The following is a 20,211-nucleotide window of genomic DNA, read 5'->3' on the forward strand; positions in this document are numbered from 1 at the left end:
AAGGCGTGCACAAGTGGCATCTCGCGGGAGGGGCGGGTCAGTCGCGGACCGTGGAGAGGGGCTCGGTGATGCTCTCGAGGCTGCGGCGCTCGGCGTCGACGCCGAAGATCAGGGCGACGACGCCGCCGACGATCATCACGGCCGCGCCGACGAAGTAGCCGACGGTGAGCGGTCCGCGGTCGCTGCCGTCGCCGATCAGCACGCCGTAGAGGGTGGGCGCGACGGCGCCGGCGATCTGGCCGAGCGTGAAGAAGTACGAGATGGCCTGGCTGCGCAGCTCCAGGGGGAAGATCTCGCTCACCGTGAGGTAGGCGCTCGAGGCGCCGGCGGAGGCGAAGAAGAACGACACGCACCAGAGGATCGTCTGGGTCGTCGCGGTCAGCACGTCCATGCTGAACAGCAGCGCCGACAGCGCGAGCACCGCGCCGGAGACGCCGTAGGTCAGGAAGATCATCTTCCGCCGGCCCCAGACGTCGAAGAGGTGGCCGAGCACCAGCGGCCCGACGAGGTTGCCGATCGCGAACGGGAAGAAGAAGTACGAGACGGCGTTCTGCTCCACCCCGTAGAAGTTCTCCAGCACCAGCGCGTAGGTGAAGAAGATCGCGTTGTAGAGGAACGACTGGGTGATCATCATGGTCGCGCCGACCAGCGTCCGCTTCGGGTACTGCTTGATCAGCACCCGCGCGATGGTGCGGAACGGGATGCTCTCGGTCGCCTTCACCGTGATCGCCTGCGAGTCGTCGACCGGCTCGAGGACACCGCCCTCCGACTCGACGCGGCGCTCGATCTCGTCGACGGTGCGCTCCGCCTCCTCCTCGCGGCCGTGGGTCATCAGCCAGCGCGGGCTCTCGGGGATGTGCCGACGGAGGTAGATGATCGCGAGTCCGAGGATCGGGCCGAGGAAGAAGCCGAGGCGCCAGCCGACGTTCTCGGCGAAGAGCTGGTCGTTGAGGAAGAAGAGGTTCGCCGCGGAGCCGAGCGCCGCGCCGCCCCAGTAGGTGCCGTTGATCGCGATGTCGACCCGGCCGCGGTACTTGGAGGGGATCAGCTCGTCGATGGCGGAGTTGATCGCCGCGTACTCGCCGCCGATGCCCATCCCCGCGAAGAAGCGGAAGACGGCGAGGAAGAGGTAGTTCGGCGCGAGGCCCGCCAGGCCGCTCGCGACCAGGTAGATGACCAGCGTCAGGATGAAGAGCTTCCGCCGCCCGAGCCGGTCGCTCAGCCGCCCGAAGATCAGCGCGCCGACGATCTGGCCGACCAGGTAGACCGTGCCGAGCACGCCGACCTGCGCGGCCGAGAGGTCGAACTCCTTCGCGAAGCCGGCGCTCGCGACGATCTGGATCTCGAGCCCGTCCAGCACCCAGGAGAAGCCGAGGCCGACGACGATCGACCAGTGGAACCGCGTCCACGGCAGCCGGTCGATGCGGGCGGGGACGAGGCTCCGGACGGGGCCGCGCTCTTCGGTGTCGGTGGACATGGCTCGCGCCTTCCTGTCGCCCCGGCTGCGCTGCTGATGCGCGCGGTCCCGGACGCGGCGAGACGACGATAGACCCGTGCATCGCCGGGCTATGCACCCCTTGCCACGGCGCCGCTGCCGGGTGTATCCGGCGACGTGCGCGCCTGCCCGCTTCCGCGAGATGCCACTTGTGCACGCCTTTCACGGCGTGTCGCGTGCACAAGTGGCATCTCGCGGAGGGGGAGGGGCGGGGTGGGCGCGCGGGGGCGGCGTGGGTAGCGTGGGGGGATGATCGATGCGACACCCGCCGGAACGCCCGCCTACGTCCTGAGCGAGGGGCCCGTCTGGGACGGGGAGACCGGCCGGCTCACCTGGGTGGACATCGAGGCGGGCGCGGTGCTGTCGGCGCCCCTCACCGCGGACGGGCTCGGGGCGATCACCCGCACGGACGTCGGCGAGCAGGTCGGCTGCGCGCTGCCGCTCGGCGACGGCCGGGTGCTCGTCGCACTCACCCGCCGCCTCGCGATCCTGGAGGTCGACGGCTCACTGACCCGCGGCTCCGAGCTGCTGCCAGAGGGGCACCGCTTCAACGACGGCTCCATCGACCCGCAGGGCCGGCTGGTCGTCGGCTCGCTGACGCTGGGGGAGTCCGTCGGCGACGACGTGCTGCTGCGCCTCGAGCACGACGGAGCGGTCACCGTCCTCGACCACGACCTGCGGCTCTCGAACGGCCTCGGCTGGTCGCCCGACGGCTCGGTGATGTACTCGGTCGACACGGAGTCGGGCGTCGTCTACCGCCGCCCGTACCTCGACGGGGTGAACGGCCCGCGCGAGACCTTCCTCGAGCCGGAGGAGGGTGTCTTCCTCGACGGCATGACCGTCGACTCCGAGGGCCGGCTGTGGTGCTCGGTCTGGGGCGGGAGCGGCGTGCGTGTCTACGACTCCGAGGGCCGACGGCTGGAGGGCGAGGGCATCGCGATCGACGCGCCGCACTCCTCCAGCATCGCCTTCGCGGGGGAGGCGCTCGACGTCGCCGTCGTCTCGTCGGCCTCGCGCGACCTGTCGGCGGACGAGCGGGCGCGGTACCCGCTCGCGGGCGGGCTGTGGCTCGCACGGCCGGGCGCGACCGGGCTGCCGGCGCCGCGCTGGGTCGAGGCGCCGCTGCCCTGACGAGGTCGAAGGTCGCTTCGGGGCGGGGCTCGTTCCAGGTTGGGCCGGCGACGGATCGGGGCCGGACTTCCGGACCCGTGGTCAGTCGGCGTCGACCGGCGCGGCCGGCTCCGACGCGGGCTGCGGCGTCAGGGTGACCCGCGAGATCCGGTAGCGGTCGGTCTCGGCGACCCGGAGCACGTGGTCGCCGACGACGAGCGTGTCTCCCACGACCGCGACCCGGCCGATGCGGTCGAGCACGTAGCCGCCGACCGTCTCGTAGGGGCCCTCGGGCAGCTCGATGCCGAGCAGCTCCTCCAGGTCCTCGAGGATCATGCCGCCGTCGAGGTCCTGCAGCTGCTCGGCGGCCTTCGCGTCGACGTCCTGGCGCGCGCCGTCGTACTCGTCGTAGATCTCGCCGACGAGCTCCTCGAGCAGGTCCTCGAGGGTGATGATGCCGTCCGTCCCGCCGTACTCGTCGATGACGACCGCGATCTGGTGGCCGTCCTGCCGCATGGTGCGCAGGGCTGCCAGCACCTTGGTCGTGCCGGGGACCGCCAGGATCGGGCGGGTGATGTCGGCGACGCTGCTCGCGGTGCCGTCGCGGCCCGCCTCCGGGAACGCGGCCATCAGGTCGCGCACGTGCACGAAGCCGAGGACGTCGTCGCGGTTCTCGCCGACGACCGGGTAGCGCGAGTGCGGCCGGCCGAGCACCTCCCCGTAGCCCTCGGCGACGGGCAGATCGCCGCGGAGGAAGTCGACGTCCGGCCGCGGGCGCATCACCTCGGCGACCCGCCGGTCGTCCGCGCGGAAGACGTCGGCGAGCAGCTGCCGGCTGTCCTCGGCGATCTCGGTGTTGCTGGAGATCATGTCGCGCACCTCGTCCGCCGAGACGCTCTCGCCCTTCTCGCGCGGGTCGGCACCGAGGAGGCGGACCACCGCGTCGGTGGAGACCGACAGCAGCCAGATGATCGGGCGCATCAGGCGGGCGAGCGTGTTCAGCGGCGGGGCGAGCACCCTGGTGAACGCGACCGACTTCTGCATGGCCAGGCGCTTGGGGACGAGCTCGCCGAGCACGAGCGAGAGGTAGGCGATGACGAGGGTCATCAGGATCAGCGCGACCGTCGACGCCGCGCCGGTCGACAGACCGAGCGACTCGAGCGGCGGCACGAGGTCCGGCGCGATCGTCGAGGCGCCGTACGCGGAGGAGAAGAAGCCGGCGAGCGTCACGCCGATCTGCACCGCCGAGAGGAAGGTGTTCGGGTTCCGCACCAGCTCCGCGATGCGGCGGCCGCGCTCGCTGCCCGCCTCGATCGCGCGCACCTGGCTCTCGCGGAGGCTGACGATCGCCATCTCGGTGCCCGCGAACACCCCGCCGATGAGCACGAACAGCACGACGAGGCCGATGTTGAGGAGGGTGTCCAGATCCACGGTGCTCAGAGTACGGACGCCCGCTCGGAGAACGCCTCGCGCCGTCTCAGGCGGCGGCGCGCCCGCGCCCACCCTCACTCCTGAAAAGTTGCGGTAGTCGCGCCCGACTACCGCAACTTTTCGAGGGTGGGGAGGGACGCTCATGGTCGGGACGCCGCCATTCCTCCGAAGTTGCGGTAGTCGGCGACGAATACCGCAACTTCTGAAGAAACGGCGGGCGCGCGTCCCTCGCCGAGCGTCCGCTGTCTGGAAGTTGTCGTACCCGTAGGTCGACCACGACGACTTCTGGAGGCCGGGCGACTGCCCGGCCTCCGGCCCGCTCGAACCCGCAGAAGTTGCGGTAGTCGCGCTCGACTACCGCAACTGTTGGAGTGTGGCGAGGGACGCTCGTGGGTGGGATGCTGCCATTTCTCAGAAGTTGCGGTACTCGGCGGCGACTACCGCAACTTTTGGAGAGTGGGCGGGTGCGCGTCCGTCGCTGAGCGTCCGCTGACCACAAGTTGTCGTACCCGTAGGTCGACTACGACGACTTTCGGGGGGCCGGGCGACTGCCCGTCTTCCGGCCTGCCTCAATCCTCAGAAGTTGCGGTAGTCGCGCCCGACTACCGCAACTTCTGGAGGCTGGGGAGGGGGGGGCTCGTGGTCGGGGCGGGTCCACTCCTCAGAAGTTGCGGGAGTCGGTGGCGACTACCGCGACTTCTGGAGGGTGGGTGGCGGAAGGCGGCGCGGTCAGGCGTCGCCGGGGCGGACGCCGATCGTCAGGATGAGGTTCGCGTAGATGCGGCGGTCGCCGCTGGCGATGGTGAGGGCGACGTCGTCGGTGCGGGCCTCGGCGTAGAAGGCGTGGCGCTCGACGGAGGTGAAGGGGACGCCGTCGAGGGTGGCGCGGAAGGCGTCCTGCGCGGGCACGTCGAGGCCGGGCGCGGGCGTCATCACGGTCGCCTCCTCGACGACGATCGCGGTCAGCAGCGCCTCGAGGATCTCGTCGACGGTGAGCGTGTCCGGGCGCAGGTTGAGGTGCACGAGCGCGGAGTTCTTCCCGAGCGTGGTGCCGACGGGGTAGTTGCCGTCGGCGATCAGGATCCGGGAGCCGTGGCCGGCGCGGGCGAGCGCGTGCAGGATCTCGGGGTGCAGGAGGGTCGTGGTCAGCATGGTGCTCCTCGGTGAGGGGGGTGGATGTCAGTGGTGGACGTGGGCGACGGAGGCGCCGGCGATCAGCCGGCCGGGAAGGGTGCGCGTCTCGAACGGCTCGGGGCTGCCGTCGAGCCGGCGCTCGATCAGCGCGGCGGCCTCGGCGGCGATGGCGTCGGTCGGCTGCTCGACGATGGTCAGCCGCGGTCGGACGACCCGCGCGAGCTCGACGGTGTCGAAGCCGACGATCGAGAGGTCGGCGGGCAGGCGCAGGCCGGAGTCGCCGAGCGCGGTCAGCGCGCCGACGGTCAGCTCGCGGTTGCTCGCGAAGACGGCGGTCGGCCGGTCGCGGCGGGCGAGGATCCGCTCCATCGAGGCGATGCCGCTCTCGACGCTCAGCGGGCCGAGCTCGACCTCGGCCGGCCCGAGGCCGCGGGAGGCGAGCTCGTCGAGGACGCCCGCGGTGCGCTCCCGGGTGGTCGACACGTCCGGATCGCCGCCGAGCACCGCGATCGCGCGGTGGCCGTGGTCGGCGAGGTGCCGGGCGGCGGAGGCGCCGGCCGCGCGGTTGTCGAGCACCACGCGGTCGGTCTCGAGCTCGTCGTCGACCCAGTCCACGGTCACGACGGGGGTGCCCTGCTCGGAGGCGCTGCGGAGCGCGTCGACGTCGCCCCGGGTCGGGACGGCGACGATCCCGTCCACCATCTTCTCGAGCAGCAGCCCGACGGCGGCTCCCGGCTCGGGCAGGCTGACGCCGATCAGCACGCCGATGCCGTCGCCGCGCAGGGCCCGCTCGAGCCCGGCGATGATCGACAGGTGGAACTCGTTGTCGAGGGCCGGCAGCAGCACGCCCACCGTGCGGGAGCGCCGCGAGCGCAGTCCGCGCGCGAAGCCGTTGACGCGGAAGTCGAGCCGCTCGGCCGCCGCCTCGATCGCGGCGGCGTTCTCGGGGCGCACCGGCAGGCCGTTGTAGTGCTTCGAGATCGTCGAGAGCGACAGCCCGGTCAGCCGCTGCAGGTCCTTGTACGTCGCCATCTCAGAGCGCGGGCGAGCCGTAGCCGTCCCAGCCGGGGATCGTGCCGTCGGCGTCCCAGAGGTCGAGCCAGTCGGTGCTGCCCGGCCAGAGGAAGACCTGGCCCTTGATCAGCCGGTTGTTGCGCTCGGCGCCGCGCAGCGACTCCTGCTCGGCGGCGGTGAGGGCGAGGGAGGCGGCGGCCAGGTTGGTCTCGATCTGCTCGGGCTTCACCGCGAACGGGATCGGGATCTGGCCGCGGTTGACGGCCCAGGCGAGGCAGACGACGACCGGGTGCACGCCGCGCTCGCGGGCGATGGCCTGCACGGCGGGGTGCTCGATGTCGACGAGGTCGCCGTCGACGCGGTCGCGCTCGGGGCGGGACGGCGAGCCCAGCGGCGAGTAGCCGATCGGCTGGATGCCGTGATCGAGGCAGTAGCGGAAGAGCTCCGGCTGCTGGAAGCAGGGGTGCAGCTCCATCTCGTTGAGCGCGGGCGCGATGCGGACGTCGGCGAGGATCCGCTCGAGCTTCGCGATCGTGACGTTCGAGGTGCCGAGGTGGCGGACCAGACCGCGGTCGACGAGCGACTCGAGCGCCGCCCAGGTGCGCAGGAACGCGGCGTGCTCGTAGGGGCGCGCCTCCGGGTCGCGGGCGTCGGTCTCGGCGTGCGGCGGGTGGTGGTTGGGGAACGGCCAGTGCACGAAGACGGCGTCGAGCACGTCGAGGCCGAGGTCCTCGAGCGAGCGCTCGACCGACGCGACCGCGGCGTCGGGCTCGTGCGCGTCGTTCCAGATCTTCGACATCACGAAGAGCTCCTCGCGCGGCACGCCGGAGTCGGCGATCGCGCGGCCGACGCGCGGCTCGTTGCCGTACACCGTGGCGCAGTCGAGCAGGCGGAACCCGGCCCGGAGCGAGTGCTCGACGGCGAGGCCGACCGTCTCCGCGTCGTAGCGGTCGGAGCCGAAGGTGCCGGCGCCGATCGAGGGGATGCGGCGGCCGCTCGCGAGGGTGCGGTGCGCCGGCGGAGCGGCGGTGCGGGGGTCGGCGGCGGTGACGGCGGCGTCCATGCCACTCCTCGGGGTCGTGAGGCGAAACGATTCGCAGTCAGCCTAGGTGCATCCCCACTCGTCGGACCAGGGCCGGGAGGCGAAACGACGCGAATCGTTTCGCCTCCCGGCGTCCACGGTCTCGATCGCTACTTGCCGGTCACCGCGTCCTTCACGGCGCCGACGGCCTTCTCGACGATGTTCGGCTTCGGCGAGGTGCCGTAGAAGCGCTCGTCCGGCTGGGTGGGCGGCGGCATCGGCACGCCGTCGTCCGGGCTCGCCGTGCGGTAGCTGAACTCGCCCTTGCCGTCGGGCGTGGGGCCGGAGGCCCAGCTGCCCTCGGCGGCCGCGGCGCCGTCCGAGAAGTTGATGTACTCGTACGACACCGAGCGCTCCTCCTTCGAGAGCGGGAAGTTCGAGGGCACCGGCAGGTCCTCCGCGCCCTCCGCGCGCAGCTCGGCGGCGGCGGCGATCCACTGGTTCTGGTGCATCGTGTCGCGGGCCAGGAGGAACGAGAGCAGGTCCCGCACGCCGTGGTCGTCGGTCATGTGGTACAGCCGCGCGACCTGCAGGCGGCCCTGCATCTCGGCGTTCGAGTTGGCGGTGAAGTCGGCCAGCAGGTTGCCGCTCGCCGTGATGTACGAGCCCTGCCAGGGGTTGCCGTTGCTGTCCACGGGGCGGACGCCCGCGCCGGCGACGATCGCGGCCTGGATGTCGGTGCCGCCGATGACCGCGCCGAGGACCGGGTCCTTCTTGATGGCGTCCTCGGACTGCTCGACGGGAGCCTTCTCGAGCAGCTGGGCGATCATGATCGCGATCATCTCGGCGTGGCCGAACTCCTCGGCGCCGATGCCGTAGAGCAGGTCGCGGTACTTGCCGGGCTCGTGGGCGTTCCAGGCCTGGAAGCCGTACTGCATGGCGACGGTGATCTCGCCGTACTGGCCGCCGAGCACCTCCTGGAACCGGCGGGCGAAGACGGCGTCGGGCTTGGAGGGGGAGGACTTGAACTGGAGCTCTTGACGGTGGAAGAACATGCGGTCGTACCTTTCCGGGAGCAGTCGGTGCGGACCTCGTCGCCCGCCTTTCGACGGTAGGCAGGGCCCTCCGGCACTCAGAAGGGGCTTGACCTCTCCTGCCGCTGCTCCCGGATCGGCGCACCCGGCGCTCCCGGATCGGACCAGCCGCGCTCCCGGATCAGACCAGGCGGCGCGACCCCTCCGTGACCACGCGGAACCAGCGGGCGCCGTAGCCGTCGACGCCGACCGTGACCGTGCCGTCGTCGCCGATCGGCTGCGACTCGCCGCCGAGGGAGTCGACCAGGCGCGAGCGCGGCTCCGAGTCGGGCAGCGTGATCGTCACGGTGCGCGGGCTCGAGGCGAAGCTGTGCACGGCGACGGTCGTGCCGGTCGACGCGGACATCCGGTGCGCGAAGACGCAGGACTGGTCGGCCGGGAGGTGGGTGTACTCGCCCCAGCCGATCTCGGGCGAGCGGCGGTAGAGCCAGGCGAGGCCCTTGATGTGCGCGAGCAGCGAGCCGGGGTCGCGGAGCTGGGCGGCGGCGTTGACGTGCTCCGGGCCGAAGCCGCCTCCTGGCGGGGCCGCGATCAGGTCGCCGGCGTCGGCGCGCGAGAAGCCGCCGTTCGCCGCGGAGGTCCACTGCATCGGCGTGCGCACGCCGCTGCGGCCGGGGATGTCGGCGTTCTCGCCCATCCCGATCTCCTCGCCGTAGTAGAGCACGGGCGCGCCCGGCAGCGAGAACAGCAGGCTGTAGACCATCCGGATGCGGCGCGGGTCGCCGTCGAGCATCGGCGGGAGGCGGCGGACGATGCCGCGGCCGTGGATCCGCTGCGACTCCTCCGGCGCGAACGCGGCGAAGACCTCGTCGCGCTCGTCGTCGGTGAGCTGGGACAGGGTCAGCTCGTCGTGATTGCGGACGAAGTTCGCCCACTGGCTGCCGACGGAGATCGGCGGGCGGCTCGCGATCGCCTCGACGAGCGGCGTCGCGTCCTCCCGTGCGAGCGCCAGGTAGAGGCGCTGATTGCCGATGAAGTCGAACTGCATCGACAGCTCGTCGGCGTCCTCGCCGCCGAAGAAGGCGAGCTGCTCGCCGCGGGTCGTGTTGACCTCACCGAGGAGCATCGCCTCGCCCGAGCGGCGGCTGATGAAGCGGCGCAGCAGGCGCAGCCACTCGTGCTCGTCGCGGGCGCCCGGCTCGATCAGGTAGGGCACCGCGTCGACGCGGAAGCCGTCGACCCCGAGCTGCAGCCAGAAGCCGACCAGCTTCGCGATCTCGTCGCGCACCGCCGGGTTGTCGGTGTTGAGGTCCGGCTGGTGCCGGTAGAAGTTGTGCAGGTAGTACTGCCCGGCCTCCTCGTCGTGGAACCAGACGCCGTCCTCGACGTCCGGGAAGACGTTGGCCGGCTGGTCGGCCGGCGGCTCGTCGCGCCAGACGTAGTAGTCGCGGTAGGGGCTGTCGGGGGAGGAGCGCGCGGCCTGGAACCACGGGTGCTGGTCGCTGGTGTGGTTGACGACCAGGTCGACGATGACGCGCATCCCGCGGTCGTGCGCGGTGCGGATCACCTCGACGACGTCGCCGTGGTGGCCGTAGCGCTCGTCGACGCCGTAGAAGTCGCTGATGTCGTAGCCGTTGTCCTTGCCGGGCGAGGAGTAGAACGGCGCGAGCCAGAGGCAGCCGACGCCGAGCTCGGCGAGGTAGTCGATCCGGTGCGCGAGGCCCTCGAGGTCGCCGACGCCGTCGTCGTCCCAGTCCATGAAGGTCTTGACGTCGAGGTTGTAGTAGACGGCGGCGCGCCACCACAGGTCGCTGGTGTCGGTGACCCTCATGCGGACGCCTCCGTGGTGGCGGCCGGGCGGATATGCGCGGGGGCGGTGCCGCCGGTGAGGGCGGTGGGGGCGAGGGGGGTCATGGCGCTCCGGGGTCGGTCGGGGAGGGTCGCCCTCGACGCTAGGTGCGCGATGGATCTGCGTCTGCTCGTTGATTTCTCAGGGAGCGGGTGCGTCTCTCTGCACGACAGGCTCCAGGCGACCCACTGGGTGCTTGGGAAGGACGGAGAAGCCGCACATGGCCGCCCTGCTGTCCACCGACGGGCCGTCGATGGGGCGACGGACGAGAACCTGCCAGGAGAACCGCTGCGTCAGAGGTCTTCCTCGCTAGGAAGTCTCGCCCGCGATGATCCTCAAGGCGAGGTGGAGGGCGGACGCCTCGATCACCTCTCCGGTGATGGCCGAGAGAAAGCCCGCCACGGTGAGGTGAGCCGCTTCGGAGGCGGGGTAGTCGATGGTGCTCAGTCGAGGCACCATGACCTGCCCGACTGGTGTGTTGTCCATGCCGATGACCGCGAAATCCTCCGGGATCCGGCGCCCACGAATCGTGGCTGCCGAGACCAGTGCTGCTGCGACATCGTCGTTGTAGCAGGCGACCGCGATCGGCATGCCCGCCAGGGAGTCGACGACAGCCAGTGCCTCGTCTCGGTCCACGCCCAGCTTCACGATCGCCGGCTCGGGGAGGCCCAGCTCCTGGCACTCGTCGCGCACACCCGACTCGCGCTCGTCCCCGAACACGTCTTGACGTGTGTCTCGAAGACGAGCGAAGGCGATCCGGCGATGCCCTCGCTCGCTGAGGTGACGCACCTGGAGCCGTCCGATGTCGACGTTGGCTCCGCTGTGACTGTCGAGAGGGGAGGATGCGATGAACTGCACTCCCCGCGCACGCATGATCTCCTGCTCCATCATGGAGAAGGGCATGAACGAGAGCACGCCGCGCGGACTGGCCGTCGTGATCATGCGGTCGAACATCTCGGACGACGGCGTCGAGAAGCGCAGCAGCAGGGTCAGGCCGTGCCCGGCGAGCTCCTCGGTCGCCTTCTCGAGGATGTCCTGCAGGTTCACGCCGAAGGTCGTGTCGGGGATGAGCGCGATCACGAGGTCGCTGGTTCCGCGTACGAGACTCCGTGCGGCCGCGGACGGCTGATACTTCAGCTCCTGCACCGCCCGTTCGACCTTCTCGCGCGTAGCTGCCGCGAACTTCGCGCCGCGCCCGTTGAGGATCTCACTCACGGTCGAGCGCGACACGCCGGCATAGAGGGCGACGTCGCGACTGGTGGTCGGCATGCGCTCTCCTTTTCTCTCCGGTGCGGGCGTTCCCTCAGGGTACCGATGCCGCGCAGCGTCGGAGGGCGGTGCCGCGTGACAATCGAGTCGGTGGGCTGTATTGTCTCGTAACAATCCCACCAACAGTCACTGGTGTGCAGATTCTGGCCGCGCGTCCCGCTCGGCGTTCACAACAATGGAGTTCTGATCTATGACTGGAAAGTCTTCTGACGGCGCCTCGTCGCCCTCCGCTCCCGACCCTCGGTTCGACGAGCTCCCGCTCAATCAGCCGGCGACGATCCAGGTCGGAGCGGAGCGCATCACGGACGCGATGGCCGGCGACGCCGATGCCAAGCTGCCGAAGCTGCGCGCGGGATACCTGCTGGCGATCTACTTCGCCCAGCTGACGCTGTACGTGGCGTTCATCGTCCCGATCGCGTTCTCACTCGCCATCCGGGTCGCCCAGGTGGCCCCGGACAACCGCGACGCGGTGCTGGCCATCGCCGTCGGCCTCCCGGGTCTGTTCGTGGTCCTGGGCACCCCGCTGGTCGGCATCTTCAGCGACCGGACCCGCTCCCGCTTCGGTCGCCGTCGTCCCTGGCTCCTCTTCGGAAGCCTCCTCGGTCTCCTCGGATCCGCGGCGATCGCCCTGATCGACGGCGTCCCGGGACTCGTCATCGGCTGGTGCGTCGCGTACACCGGTTACGGCATCGTCTCCTCGATGCTCAACACCCACCTCGGCGACTCCCTGCCGGCGCTGCAGCGCGGACGGGTCATGGGCATCCTCGGCGCGATCACCCAGATCGCCCCGATCCTCGGCATCACCGTCGCAGGCGGGTTCGTCGAGAGCCCGATCGGCCTGTTCCTGCTGCCGGCCGGCATCGCGTTCGTCGGCGGTGTCTTCTTCACTCTGGTGATGCGCGACCCCCAGGTGACCGGCGAGCGTCCTCCGCTGAATCTGGGGAAGGTGTTCCAGGGCTTCTACTTCAACCCGCGCCGCTACCCCAACCTCGCCTGGGTGTGGATCAGCAAGGCCCTCGTCTTCCTCGCCATCTCGATGTCCGGGCTCTACGGCGTCTACCTCCTGACGAGCCGCCTCGGACTCGCCCCGGCCGAGGTCGGCGCCCTCCTGGCCGCCATCGGCATCCCCGGCGTCGTCGCCGGCATCCTCGGCGCGGTCGGGTCCGGCTACCTCTCCGACAAGCTGAAGACGCGCAAGCCGTTCCTGATCTTCAGCGCCGTCACTCTCGGAGCGAGCATGATCGTCACCGGCACCGCGACGACCATCCCGCAGTACGTCATCGGCGGGCTCATCCTCGCGCTCTCCATCGGCTGCTACGGAGCGGTGGACCAGGCGCTCGCGCTCGACGTCCTTCCGCGCGACACCGACGAGAACGGGCGCTTCCTCGCGATCATCGGCATCGGCAGCACCCTGCCGCAGGCCATCGGCCCCTTCATCGCCGGCCTCGTCCTCGCTCTCGGCTCCGGGGACTACACGGTGGTCTACATCGCCGGCGCCGCCATCGCCGTGCTCGGTGCGGTCGCCATCGCGCCCATCACCGCCGGCCGACGCGCCGACCTCGCCACCCACAGCATCAAGGTCATGGACTGACCGGGGTGACCGCATCCGCGACTCCACTGGCGTGGGGGATCGTCGGCACCGGAGCCGTCTCACGGTTCCTCTGCTCCGACCTCGCGCAGGTGGACACGGCGCGCTTGCGCGCGGTGTGCTCGCGGAGCCTCGTCACCGCCACCGAGTTCCGCGACGAGCACGCGGCTGAACGGGCCTACGGAGACCTCGACCGGATGCTCGAGGACGACGAGCTGGACATCGTCTACATCGGCACCCCGCACGCGACTCACCTGCCGATCGCGCTCGCCGCGCTCCGTGCCGGCAAGCACGTCCTGATCGAGAAGCCGATCGGTCTCGACGCGGAGGAGGCGCGGATGATCGCGGACGCCGCTCGTCGAGCGGACCGGTTCGCCATGGAGGGGATGTGGATGAAGTTCGCCCCCGCCTACCGGCAGCTGCTGTCCGAGGTGCGGGCCGGCGCGATCGGGGAGGTGCGCAGCATCCGCGCCTCCTTCGGGCTCCCGTTCGATGTGGCGGAATCGACGCGATGGTCCACCGAACGCGCGAGCAGCACGCTGCTGGATCAGGGGATCTACCCGGTCACCCTCGCGCTCGACCTGCTCGGAGCTCCGTGGCGCATCCGCGCAGACCGGACGCTCCGCCACGACGGCGTCGACCTCACCACCCGAGCGAGCTTCGAGTACTCGGGCGGGCGGTTCGCCGACCTCGCCGCCTCGATGGTCGAGTACATCGACCCCACCGCCTCCATCAACGGCATGACCGGCTGGATCGACATCGCAGCGCCCTTCTGGGCGACGACCCGGTTCACCACCCACACCGGGAGCATCCCGGAGGCGCTCGGATCACCGACGACGACCCTCCTCGAGGCGGAGGGATACGGCTACGTGCCGATGCTTCGCGCAGTGACCGAGGCCGTCACCTGCGGAGCGCTCGAGCACCCTCTGCACACGCTGGAGGCCTCGGTCCGGACCCTCGCCGTCCTCGACCGCATCCGGTCCGCCGCCCGGGCCGCCTGAACACGTCCACCACCCAGAGCCGGCCCCCTTGCCGCTCACCGGGGCGACAGCCCCTCACGAAGGAGCAGACCCATGACGACCACCTCGTTCAACGACGACTGGAGCGTGCGCGACAAGACGAGCATCTTCGAGAGCCTCCAAGGGGCCGCCGAGACGGAGACCGTCCGGCTCCCGCACGACGCGCTGATCCACCGCGACCGCTCCAGCGCCGCGGGACGCACCTCGCACACGGGCTACTTCCCGAGCGCTGTCGTCGAGTACTCCAAGACGATCGACGTCCCCGAGGAGTACCGGGACAAGCGCGTCACGCTCGAGCTGCAGGGCGTCCACCGCGACGCGATGGTCTACGTGAACGAGGAGTTCGCCGCGCAGCGCCCGTTCGGCTACTCCACCTTCTACGTCGAGCTGGACCCCTTCCTCCACTACGGCGCCGCCAACACGATCCGCATCGAGGCCCGCGCCCACGAGGACTCCCGCTGGTACACCGGCGTCGGCCTCCACCGCGACGCGCTGCTGCACGTCACCGAGCTCGTGCACGTCACGCCGACAGGCGTGCAGATCACCACCCCCGACATCGACGCCCGCCGCGCCGTCGTCGAGGTCGTCACCACCGTCCGCAACGAGAGCACCGGCACCGCGCAGCGCTCCGTCACCACCGTCCTGCGCAGCCCCGACGGACGGAGCGTCGCCACCGACACCGCCCCGATCACCCTGCGCGCCGGAGCGACGTCCGTCACCCGCCAGCGGCTCTACGTCGCGGCCCCGCAACTGTGGGACGTCGACAGCCCCTTCCTCTACACGGCGGCCACCACCCTCGCCGACACGGGCACCGCGGTCGAAGAGCGCGAGACCCGCTTCGGCATCCGCACCCTCCAGCTCGACCCGATGGAGGGCCTGCGGATCAACGGGACGAGCGTCAAGCTGCGCGGCGCCTGCATCCACCACGACAACGGGATCCTCGGAGCCGCCACCATCGGCCGCGCCGAGGAGCGCCGCGTGCAGCTGCTCAAGGACGCCGGCTTCAACGCGATCCGCAGCTCCCACAACCCGCTCAGCCAGGCGATGCTCGACGCCTGCGACCGCCACGGGATGCTCGTGATGGACGAGACGTTCGACATGTGGACGATCGGCAAGTCCGCCTTCGACTACTCCCTCTCCTTCCCGGAGTGGTGGGAGCGCGACGTCGAGGCGCTCGTCGCCAAGGACTTCAACCACCCGTCCGTGATCTTCTACTCCATCGGCAACGAGATCCCCGAGACGGGGAACCCCCTCGGCACCGACTGGGGCCGCAGGATCGCGGAGAAGATCCGCTCGCTGGACGAGACCCGCTTCGTCACCAACAGCATCAACGGATTCGTGGCCGCGATCACCGACGTCGCCCGGATGATGGCGGCGCAGCGCGAGGGCGAGGCCCCCGCGGGTGTGAATGCGGCGGGTGACTTCATGGGTGCGATCAACGCCTCCGACATGGTGACGCAGCGGACCGCGGAGTCCTTCGCCGCCGTCGACGTCGCCGGGATCAACTACGGCGAGACCCGCTACGTCGCCGACCGGGACGCGTTCCCGAACCGCATCATCGTCGGCACCGAGACGTTCCCCCGCAACATCGACGTCAACTGGCGCCTCGTCGAGGAGAACCCGCACGTGATCGGGGACTTCACCTGGACCGGCTGGGACTACCTGGGCGAGGTCGGCATCGGGCGGGTCCAGTACCTCGCCGAGGGGGACATGCCCGCGTTCGCGGCCCCCTACCCGTGGCTCGCCGCCTGGTGCGGCGACCTCGACATCACCGGATTCCGCCGCCCGATGTCCTACTACCGCGAGACGGTCTTCGGGCTCCGCCACGAGCCCTACCTCGCGGTGCGGCCCCCGCAGCACCACGGCGCCGTCGTCTTCCCCAGCCCGTGGGCCTGGTCCGACGCGGTCGCCGACTGGAGCTGGGACGTCCCGACCGGTTCCCCGACCACAGTCGAGGTCTACAGCGACGCCGACGAGGTCGAGCTGCTTCTCAACGGCGTGAGCGTCGGCCGCGCGCCTGCAGGCCGCGACAACAGCTTCCGCGCGCTCTTCGAGGTCGGCTACGCGCCTGGTGAGCTCACCGCCGTCGCCCGCACCGCCGGAGCCGAGGTCGGCCGGGCGACCCTGCGGACGGCGACCGGAGACGTCCAGCTGTACGCGGAGTCCGACCGCGACCGCCTGGTCGACGACTCCGCGGACCTCGCCTTCGTCACCATCGAGCTGCGCGACACCGAAGGCGTCCCTGTCATCGGTGCCGACCGGCTCGTCAGCGTCGAGGTCGGCGGCGCCGCGATCCTCCAGGGCCTGGGCAGCGGGCGCCCCGACCCCTCGGAGAAGTACGACGCGGCCGAGCACACCACCTTCCAGGGGCGCCTGCTCGCCGTCGTGCGGCCCGCCGGCGCCGGACCCGTCACCGTCACCGTGACCGCCGAAGGGCTGGAGCCCGTCGTCCTCAGCCTCGAGGTCGGCACCGCGGGGGAGCGGAGCCGCGAGGACGTCCTCGACCACCAGGGCGCACCGCTCTCGTGACCCCGCGGCACCGTCCGCTCACCCCCACCATCAGCTCGGCCGCAGGCCGATAACCACTCAGGAGAAGCACATGTCGACCTTCCGTCCCGGATTCCTCTGGGGAGCCGCCTCGGCCCCCCACCAGATCGAGGGCAACAACCTCGCCAGCGACTGGTGGCGGAACGAGGGGATCATCCCCGGTCTCGAGCCCAGCGGCGACGCCGTCGACAGCTACCACCGCTACCGCGAGGACATGCAGCTGCTCGCCGACTCAGGGCTGGACACCTACCGCTTCGGCATCGAGTGGGCCCGGATCGAGCCGCGCGCCGGCCAGGTCTCGCGAGCCGAGCTCGCCCACTACCGGCGGATGATCGACACCGCCCTCGAGCTGGGCCTCACCCCGGTGATCACCCTCAATCACTTCACGGTCCCGCTGTGGTTCGCGGAGGAGGGCGGCTGGACCGGCGACACCGCGCACGAGCGCTGGAGCAGCTTCGTCGACACCGTGATCCCGATCCTCACCGGAGTCGAGTGGATCATCACCTTCAACGAGCCGAACATGCTCTCGATGATGCTCAACGCGCAGAACGTCTTCGCGGACGCGGACGCGGACACCGGCGACTGGGTCAGCCCCACCGTCGAGGACCAGGAGAACACGGGGCGGGCCGCGATGCTCCCCGACCCGGACCCGGAGATCGGACGCCGTCTCGCCGAGCTTCACCACGCCGTGAGCGACCGGCTGCGCGAGCGCACCGGAGCGAAGGTCGGCTGGAGCATCGCCTGCCTGGCCCTGACCGCCGCGCCCGGCGGCGAGGACGCCCTCGAGCAGGTCCGCTACGTCTGGGAGGACCTCTACCTCGAGGCGTCCCGCGGGGACGACTTCCTCGGCGTCCAGGCCTACTCCTCGCAGGCCGTCGACAGCAACGGCCTCGTCGCTCACCCGCCGCACCCGGACAACACCCTCACCGGCGCGGCCTACCGCCCCGACGCGCTGGGCATGGCCGTCCGCCACGCCGCCGACGTCGCAGGGGTGCCGATCCTGATCACCGAGAACGGCATCGCGACCGCGGACGACTCCCGCCGCATCGACTACATCGAGGGAGCGCTCGCAGGACTGGCCTCGGCCGTCGCCGACGGCATCGACGTCCGCGGCTACCTGCACTGGAGCATTCTCGACAACTACGAGTGGGGCCACTGGGGACCCACCTTCGGGCTCATCGCGGTCGATCGGGAGACGTTCGTGCGGACCCCCAAGCCGAGCCTCGCCTGGCTCGGCCGGCGCGCCGCTGCCGAGAGGGACGCCTCTTGACGGCTGAGACACGACGCACGTCCGCAGACGACCGAAAGGACCTCGTGTCCACCTCTGAGCTCTCCTCCGGCACCGCCGGCGTCGCCACCGACGAGCGCCTCCCCAGGAAGGCGAAGCTGATCATCGGGCTGCTCCTGGCCTCGGCGTTCGTGGTGATCCTCAACGAGACGATCATGGGAGTCGCACTCCCGAGTCTCATCCGCGACCTCGGCATCACCGCCGCGACCGCCCAGTGGCTGACCACCGCCTACCTCCTGACGATGGCGATCATCATCCCCACCACCGGGCAGGTGCTCCAGCGGTTCGGCACGAAGTCGGTCTTCATCGCCGCGATGACGCTGTTCACCCTCGGCACCCTCCTCGCCGCGGTCGCCCCCGGCTTCGAAGTGCTGCTGGCCGGCCGCGTCGTGCAGGCCAGCGGCACGGCGCTGATGATCCCGCTGCTGATGACCACCGTGCTGACCTTCGTCCCGGCCTCCCGACGCGGCCGGATGATGGGCCTCATCTCGATCGTGATCGCTGTCGCTCCGGCGGTCGGCCCGACCATCTCGGGACTCATCCTCAACTCGCTGTCCTGGCGCTGGCTGTTCATCGTCGTGCTCCCCATCGCGCTCGTCGCCCTGATCCTCGGCGCGATCCTGATCACGGACATCGCCGAGACCCGCAGGAGCCGGTTCGACGTGCTCTCGATCCTGCTCGCCGCGGTCGGCTTCGGCGGCCTGATCTTCGGGCTCAGCAGCCTGGGGGAGGCCGCGGCCGGCGAGGTCCTGCTCCCGCCGGCGGTGCCCGTGGCCGTCGGTGTCCTCGCCCTGGTCGTCTTCGTGCTCCGCTCGCTGGCGCTGCAGAAGCAGGACCGGGCGCTGATGGATCTCCGTCCCTTCCGCTCGCGGGCGTTCTCGATCTCCACGCTCCTGGTCATCGTCAGCATGGCGACCCTCTTCGGGTCGCTCATCCTGCTCCCGATCTACCTCCAGGACGTGCTCGGCCTCGACACGCTCCAGACCGGCCTGACGCTGCTCCCGGGCGGAGTCGCCATGGGCGTCGCGGCCCCGATCGTCGGCCGGCTCTTCGACCGGTTCGGACCCAAGCCGCTCGTCACCCCCGGCGCCGTGCTCCTCAGCGCCTCCCTCTGGGGACTGACCACCGTGAACGAGACCACCGACGTCGCCCTGGTGATCGCGGTCCACGTCGCCCTCAACATCGGCCTCGGCTTCATGCTCACCCCGCTGCTCACCTCGGCTCTCGGGTCGCTCCCCAAGAACCTGTACTCCCACGGCTCCGCGATCGTGAACACCCTGCAGCAGGTCGCCGGCGCGGCCGGCACCGCCCTGTTCATCACGCTGATGACCACCGGGACCGTCGATGCGACAGCAGCCGGCTCCGACGCGGTCGCCGCACAGGTCTCCGGCGTGCACACGGCGTTCGTGTGGGGCGCGTGGATCTCGCTCCTCCCGGTGCTGCTGTCCCTCTTCGTCCCGCGGCCGCCCGCCGTCGACCGCGGCGACACGATTTTCGCGCACTGATCCGACGATCACCCCCTGACGACAGCCGCGGACACCGCGGCGTCCCATTCGCAGAAGGAGAACGACATGGCACTCACGCCCAGCACCACCGCCCCCGAGGGATCCGCCCCGCAGCGCTTCGCGGGAAGGACGATCATCGTCACCGGGGCGGGCTCCGGCATCGGACGCGCCACCGCTCGACGCATCCTCGATGAGGGCGGGCGGGTGATCGCCGTCGACGTCGTCCCGGCGGGCATCGACGCGCTGGCCGAGGCCGCCGCCGAGGGCTCGGTCGTCGCCGTCACCGCCGACATCACCTCGTCGGACGGGATCGCGTCGATCGTCGACGCGGCGGGGCCGAACATCGACGGCCTCGCGAACATCGCCGGGATCATGGACGGGATGACGCCGCTGCACGAGACGGACGACGCGCTCTGGCGCCGGGTCCTCGCCGTGAACGTCGACGGCACGTTCGCGCTCAGCCGCGCCGTCCTGCCGTCGATGCTGGAGCGCGGCCGCGGTTCGATCGTCAACATCGCCTCGGAGGCCGCCCTGCGCGGAAATGCGGCCGGCACCGCCTACACCGCGTCCAAGCACGCGGTGGTCGGCATCACCAAGAGCTCCGCGTTCCTGTACGGCCCCTCCGGCATCCGCACCAACGCGGTCGCCCCCGGACCTACGGCGACGGGCATCGAGGGAACAGCGGCCTCCGAGTTCGGCATCGGACGGCTCGGCCCCTTCTTCGCGCAGATCCCGCCGATCGCGACGGCCGAGACCATGGCCGCGTCCATCACCTGGCTCCTCAGCGACGACTCCGCGAACGTCAACGGCGTCGTGCTCGCCTCCGACGGCGGCTGGTCCGTCCAGTGATGCCGTCCAGGAACGACGACCACCACGCGCCCCACCGACTCGACGGAGAGATCACCCC

15 protein-coding genes are annotated in these 20,211 nt (G+C 70.7%); 7 read left to right on the top strand and 8 right to left on the bottom strand.

All coding sequences use genetic code 11. The annotated features are described in order from the left end of the window. Window positions 1-37: 37 nt before the first annotated feature. Complete coding sequence (locus EDF17_RS18470; protein ID WP_123448104.1) at window positions 38-1,477, bottom strand: MFS transporter; 1,440 nt, start codon at window positions 1,475-1,477, stop codon at window positions 38-40. Window positions 1,478-1,744: 267 nt separating this feature from the next. Here EDF17_RS18470 and EDF17_RS18475 point away from each other — a divergent pair, with 267 nt between their 5' ends. Then, window positions 1,745-2,626 carry an SMP-30/gluconolactonase/LRE family protein gene (locus tag EDF17_RS18475; protein ID WP_123448105.1) on the top strand — a complete coding sequence of 294 codons (882 nt, stop codon included), beginning with the start codon at window positions 1,745-1,747 and terminating at the stop codon, window positions 2,624-2,626. Between the two features lie 81 nt (window positions 2,627-2,707). Here the strand turns inward: EDF17_RS18475 and EDF17_RS18480 are convergent, their stop codons facing one another. From EDF17_RS18480 to EDF17_RS18510, 7 genes are all read right to left on the bottom strand, one after another. Continuing rightward, window positions 2,708-4,036 carry a hemolysin family protein gene (locus EDF17_RS18480; RefSeq protein ID WP_123448106.1) on the bottom strand — a complete coding sequence of 443 codons (1,329 nt, stop codon included), beginning with the start codon at window positions 4,034-4,036 and terminating at the stop codon, window positions 2,708-2,710. A 729-nt stretch (window positions 4,037-4,765) separates the two neighbouring features. Then, window positions 4,766-5,188: an RbsD/FucU family protein gene (locus EDF17_RS18485; RefSeq protein ID WP_123448107.1), complete on the bottom strand. Its 423-nt coding sequence runs from the start codon at window positions 5,186-5,188 to the stop codon at window positions 4,766-4,768. Window positions 5,189-5,215: 27 nt separating this feature from the next. Further along, window positions 5,216-6,202, bottom strand: a complete 987-nt coding sequence (locus EDF17_RS18490) for a LacI family DNA-binding transcriptional regulator (RefSeq protein WP_123448108.1) — start codon at window positions 6,200-6,202, stop codon at window positions 5,216-5,218. 1 nt (window position 6,203) lies between these two features. Then, on the bottom strand, window positions 6,204-7,247 hold the full coding sequence (locus EDF17_RS18495; RefSeq protein WP_123448109.1) for an aldo/keto reductase: 1,044 nt from the start codon (window positions 7,245-7,247) through the stop codon (window positions 6,204-6,206). A 128-nt stretch (window positions 7,248-7,375) separates the two neighbouring features. Further along, window positions 7,376-8,260: a manganese catalase family protein gene (locus EDF17_RS18500; RefSeq protein WP_123448110.1), complete on the bottom strand. Its 885-nt coding sequence runs from the start codon at window positions 8,258-8,260 to the stop codon at window positions 7,376-7,378. 160 nt (window positions 8,261-8,420) lie between these two features. Then, window positions 8,421-10,070, bottom strand: a complete 1,650-nt coding sequence (locus EDF17_RS18505; protein ID WP_123448111.1) for an alpha-amylase family protein — start codon at window positions 10,068-10,070, stop codon at window positions 8,421-8,423. A gap of 327 nt (window positions 10,071-10,397) precedes the next feature. Then, window positions 10,398-11,357 carry a LacI family DNA-binding transcriptional regulator gene (locus tag EDF17_RS18510; RefSeq protein WP_123448112.1) on the bottom strand — a complete coding sequence of 320 codons (960 nt, stop codon included), beginning with the start codon at window positions 11,355-11,357 and terminating at the stop codon, window positions 10,398-10,400. A 190-nt stretch (window positions 11,358-11,547) separates the two neighbouring features. Between EDF17_RS18510 and EDF17_RS18515 the strand changes: the two genes are divergently transcribed. From EDF17_RS18515 to EDF17_RS18540, 6 genes are all read left to right on the top strand, one after another. After that, on the top strand, window positions 11,548-12,948 hold the full coding sequence (locus tag EDF17_RS18515) for an MFS transporter (protein WP_123448113.1): 1,401 nt from the start codon (window positions 11,548-11,550) through the stop codon (window positions 12,946-12,948). Window positions 12,949-12,953: 5 nt separating this feature from the next. After that, window positions 12,954-13,946, top strand: a complete 993-nt coding sequence (locus EDF17_RS20025; protein ID WP_166649743.1) for a Gfo/Idh/MocA family oxidoreductase — start codon at window positions 12,954-12,956, stop codon at window positions 13,944-13,946. A gap of 72 nt (window positions 13,947-14,018) precedes the next feature. Continuing rightward, window positions 14,019-16,493 carry a glycoside hydrolase family 2 TIM barrel-domain containing protein gene (locus tag EDF17_RS18525; RefSeq protein WP_123448114.1) on the top strand — a complete coding sequence of 825 codons (2,475 nt, stop codon included), beginning with the start codon at window positions 14,019-14,021 and terminating at the stop codon, window positions 16,491-16,493. 70 nt (window positions 16,494-16,563) lie between these two features. Next, complete coding sequence (locus EDF17_RS18530) at window positions 16,564-17,781, top strand: family 1 glycosylhydrolase (RefSeq protein WP_123448115.1); 1,218 nt, start codon at window positions 16,564-16,566, stop codon at window positions 17,779-17,781. A gap of 44 nt (window positions 17,782-17,825) precedes the next feature. After that, the gene (locus EDF17_RS18535) at window positions 17,826-19,304 is read left to right on the top strand and encodes an MDR family MFS transporter (RefSeq protein WP_243732970.1); all 1,479 of its coding nucleotides are present in this window, start codon (window positions 17,826-17,828) and stop codon (window positions 19,302-19,304) included. Between the two features lie 66 nt (window positions 19,305-19,370). Next, window positions 19,371-20,153, top strand: coding sequence for an SDR family NAD(P)-dependent oxidoreductase (locus EDF17_RS18540; RefSeq protein ID WP_123448117.1), 783 nt, complete (start codon window positions 19,371-19,373; stop codon window positions 20,151-20,153). Window positions 20,154-20,211: the final 58 nt, after the last annotated feature.

The organism is Rathayibacter sp. PhB1 (genome assembly GCF_004362935.1).
Classification (GTDB): domain Bacteria; phylum Actinomycetota; class Actinomycetes; order Actinomycetales; family Microbacteriaceae; genus Rathayibacter; species Rathayibacter festucae.

Excerpts from the sequence above, each read along its gene's own strand:
- EDF17_RS18470 (WP_123448104.1), bottom strand. The coding sequence starts at position 1,477 with ATGTCCACCGACACCGAAGAGCGCGGCCCCGTCCGGAGCCTCGTCCCC.
- EDF17_RS18475 (WP_123448105.1), top strand. The coding sequence starts at position 1,745 with ATGATCGATGCGACACCCGCCGGAACGCCCGCCTACGTCCTGAGCGAG.
- EDF17_RS18485 (WP_123448107.1), bottom strand. The coding sequence starts at position 5,188 with ATGCTGACCACGACCCTCCTGCACCCCGAGATCCTGCACGCGCTCGCC.
- EDF17_RS18490 (WP_123448108.1), bottom strand. The coding sequence starts at position 6,202 with ATGGCGACGTACAAGGACCTGCAGCGGCTGACCGGGCTGTCGCTCTCG.
- EDF17_RS18495 (WP_123448109.1), bottom strand. The coding sequence starts at position 7,247 with ATGGACGCCGCCGTCACCGCCGCCGACCCCCGCACCGCCGCTCCGCCG.
- EDF17_RS18500 (WP_123448110.1), bottom strand. The coding sequence starts at position 8,260 with ATGTTCTTCCACCGTCAAGAGCTCCAGTTCAAGTCCTCCCCCTCCAAG.
- EDF17_RS18505 (WP_123448111.1), bottom strand. The coding sequence starts at position 10,070 with ATGAGGGTCACCGACACCAGCGACCTGTGGTGGCGCGCCGCCGTCTAC.
- EDF17_RS18510 (WP_123448112.1), bottom strand. The coding sequence starts at position 11,357 with ATGCCGACCACCAGTCGCGACGTCGCCCTCTATGCCGGCGTGTCGCGC.
- EDF17_RS18515 (WP_123448113.1), top strand. The coding sequence starts at position 11,548 with ATGACTGGAAAGTCTTCTGACGGCGCCTCGTCGCCCTCCGCTCCCGAC.
- EDF17_RS18525 (WP_123448114.1), top strand. The coding sequence starts at position 14,019 with ATGACGACCACCTCGTTCAACGACGACTGGAGCGTGCGCGACAAGACG.
- EDF17_RS18530 (WP_123448115.1), top strand. The coding sequence starts at position 16,564 with ATGTCGACCTTCCGTCCCGGATTCCTCTGGGGAGCCGCCTCGGCCCCC.
- EDF17_RS18540 (WP_123448117.1), top strand. The coding sequence starts at position 19,371 with ATGGCACTCACGCCCAGCACCACCGCCCCCGAGGGATCCGCCCCGCAG.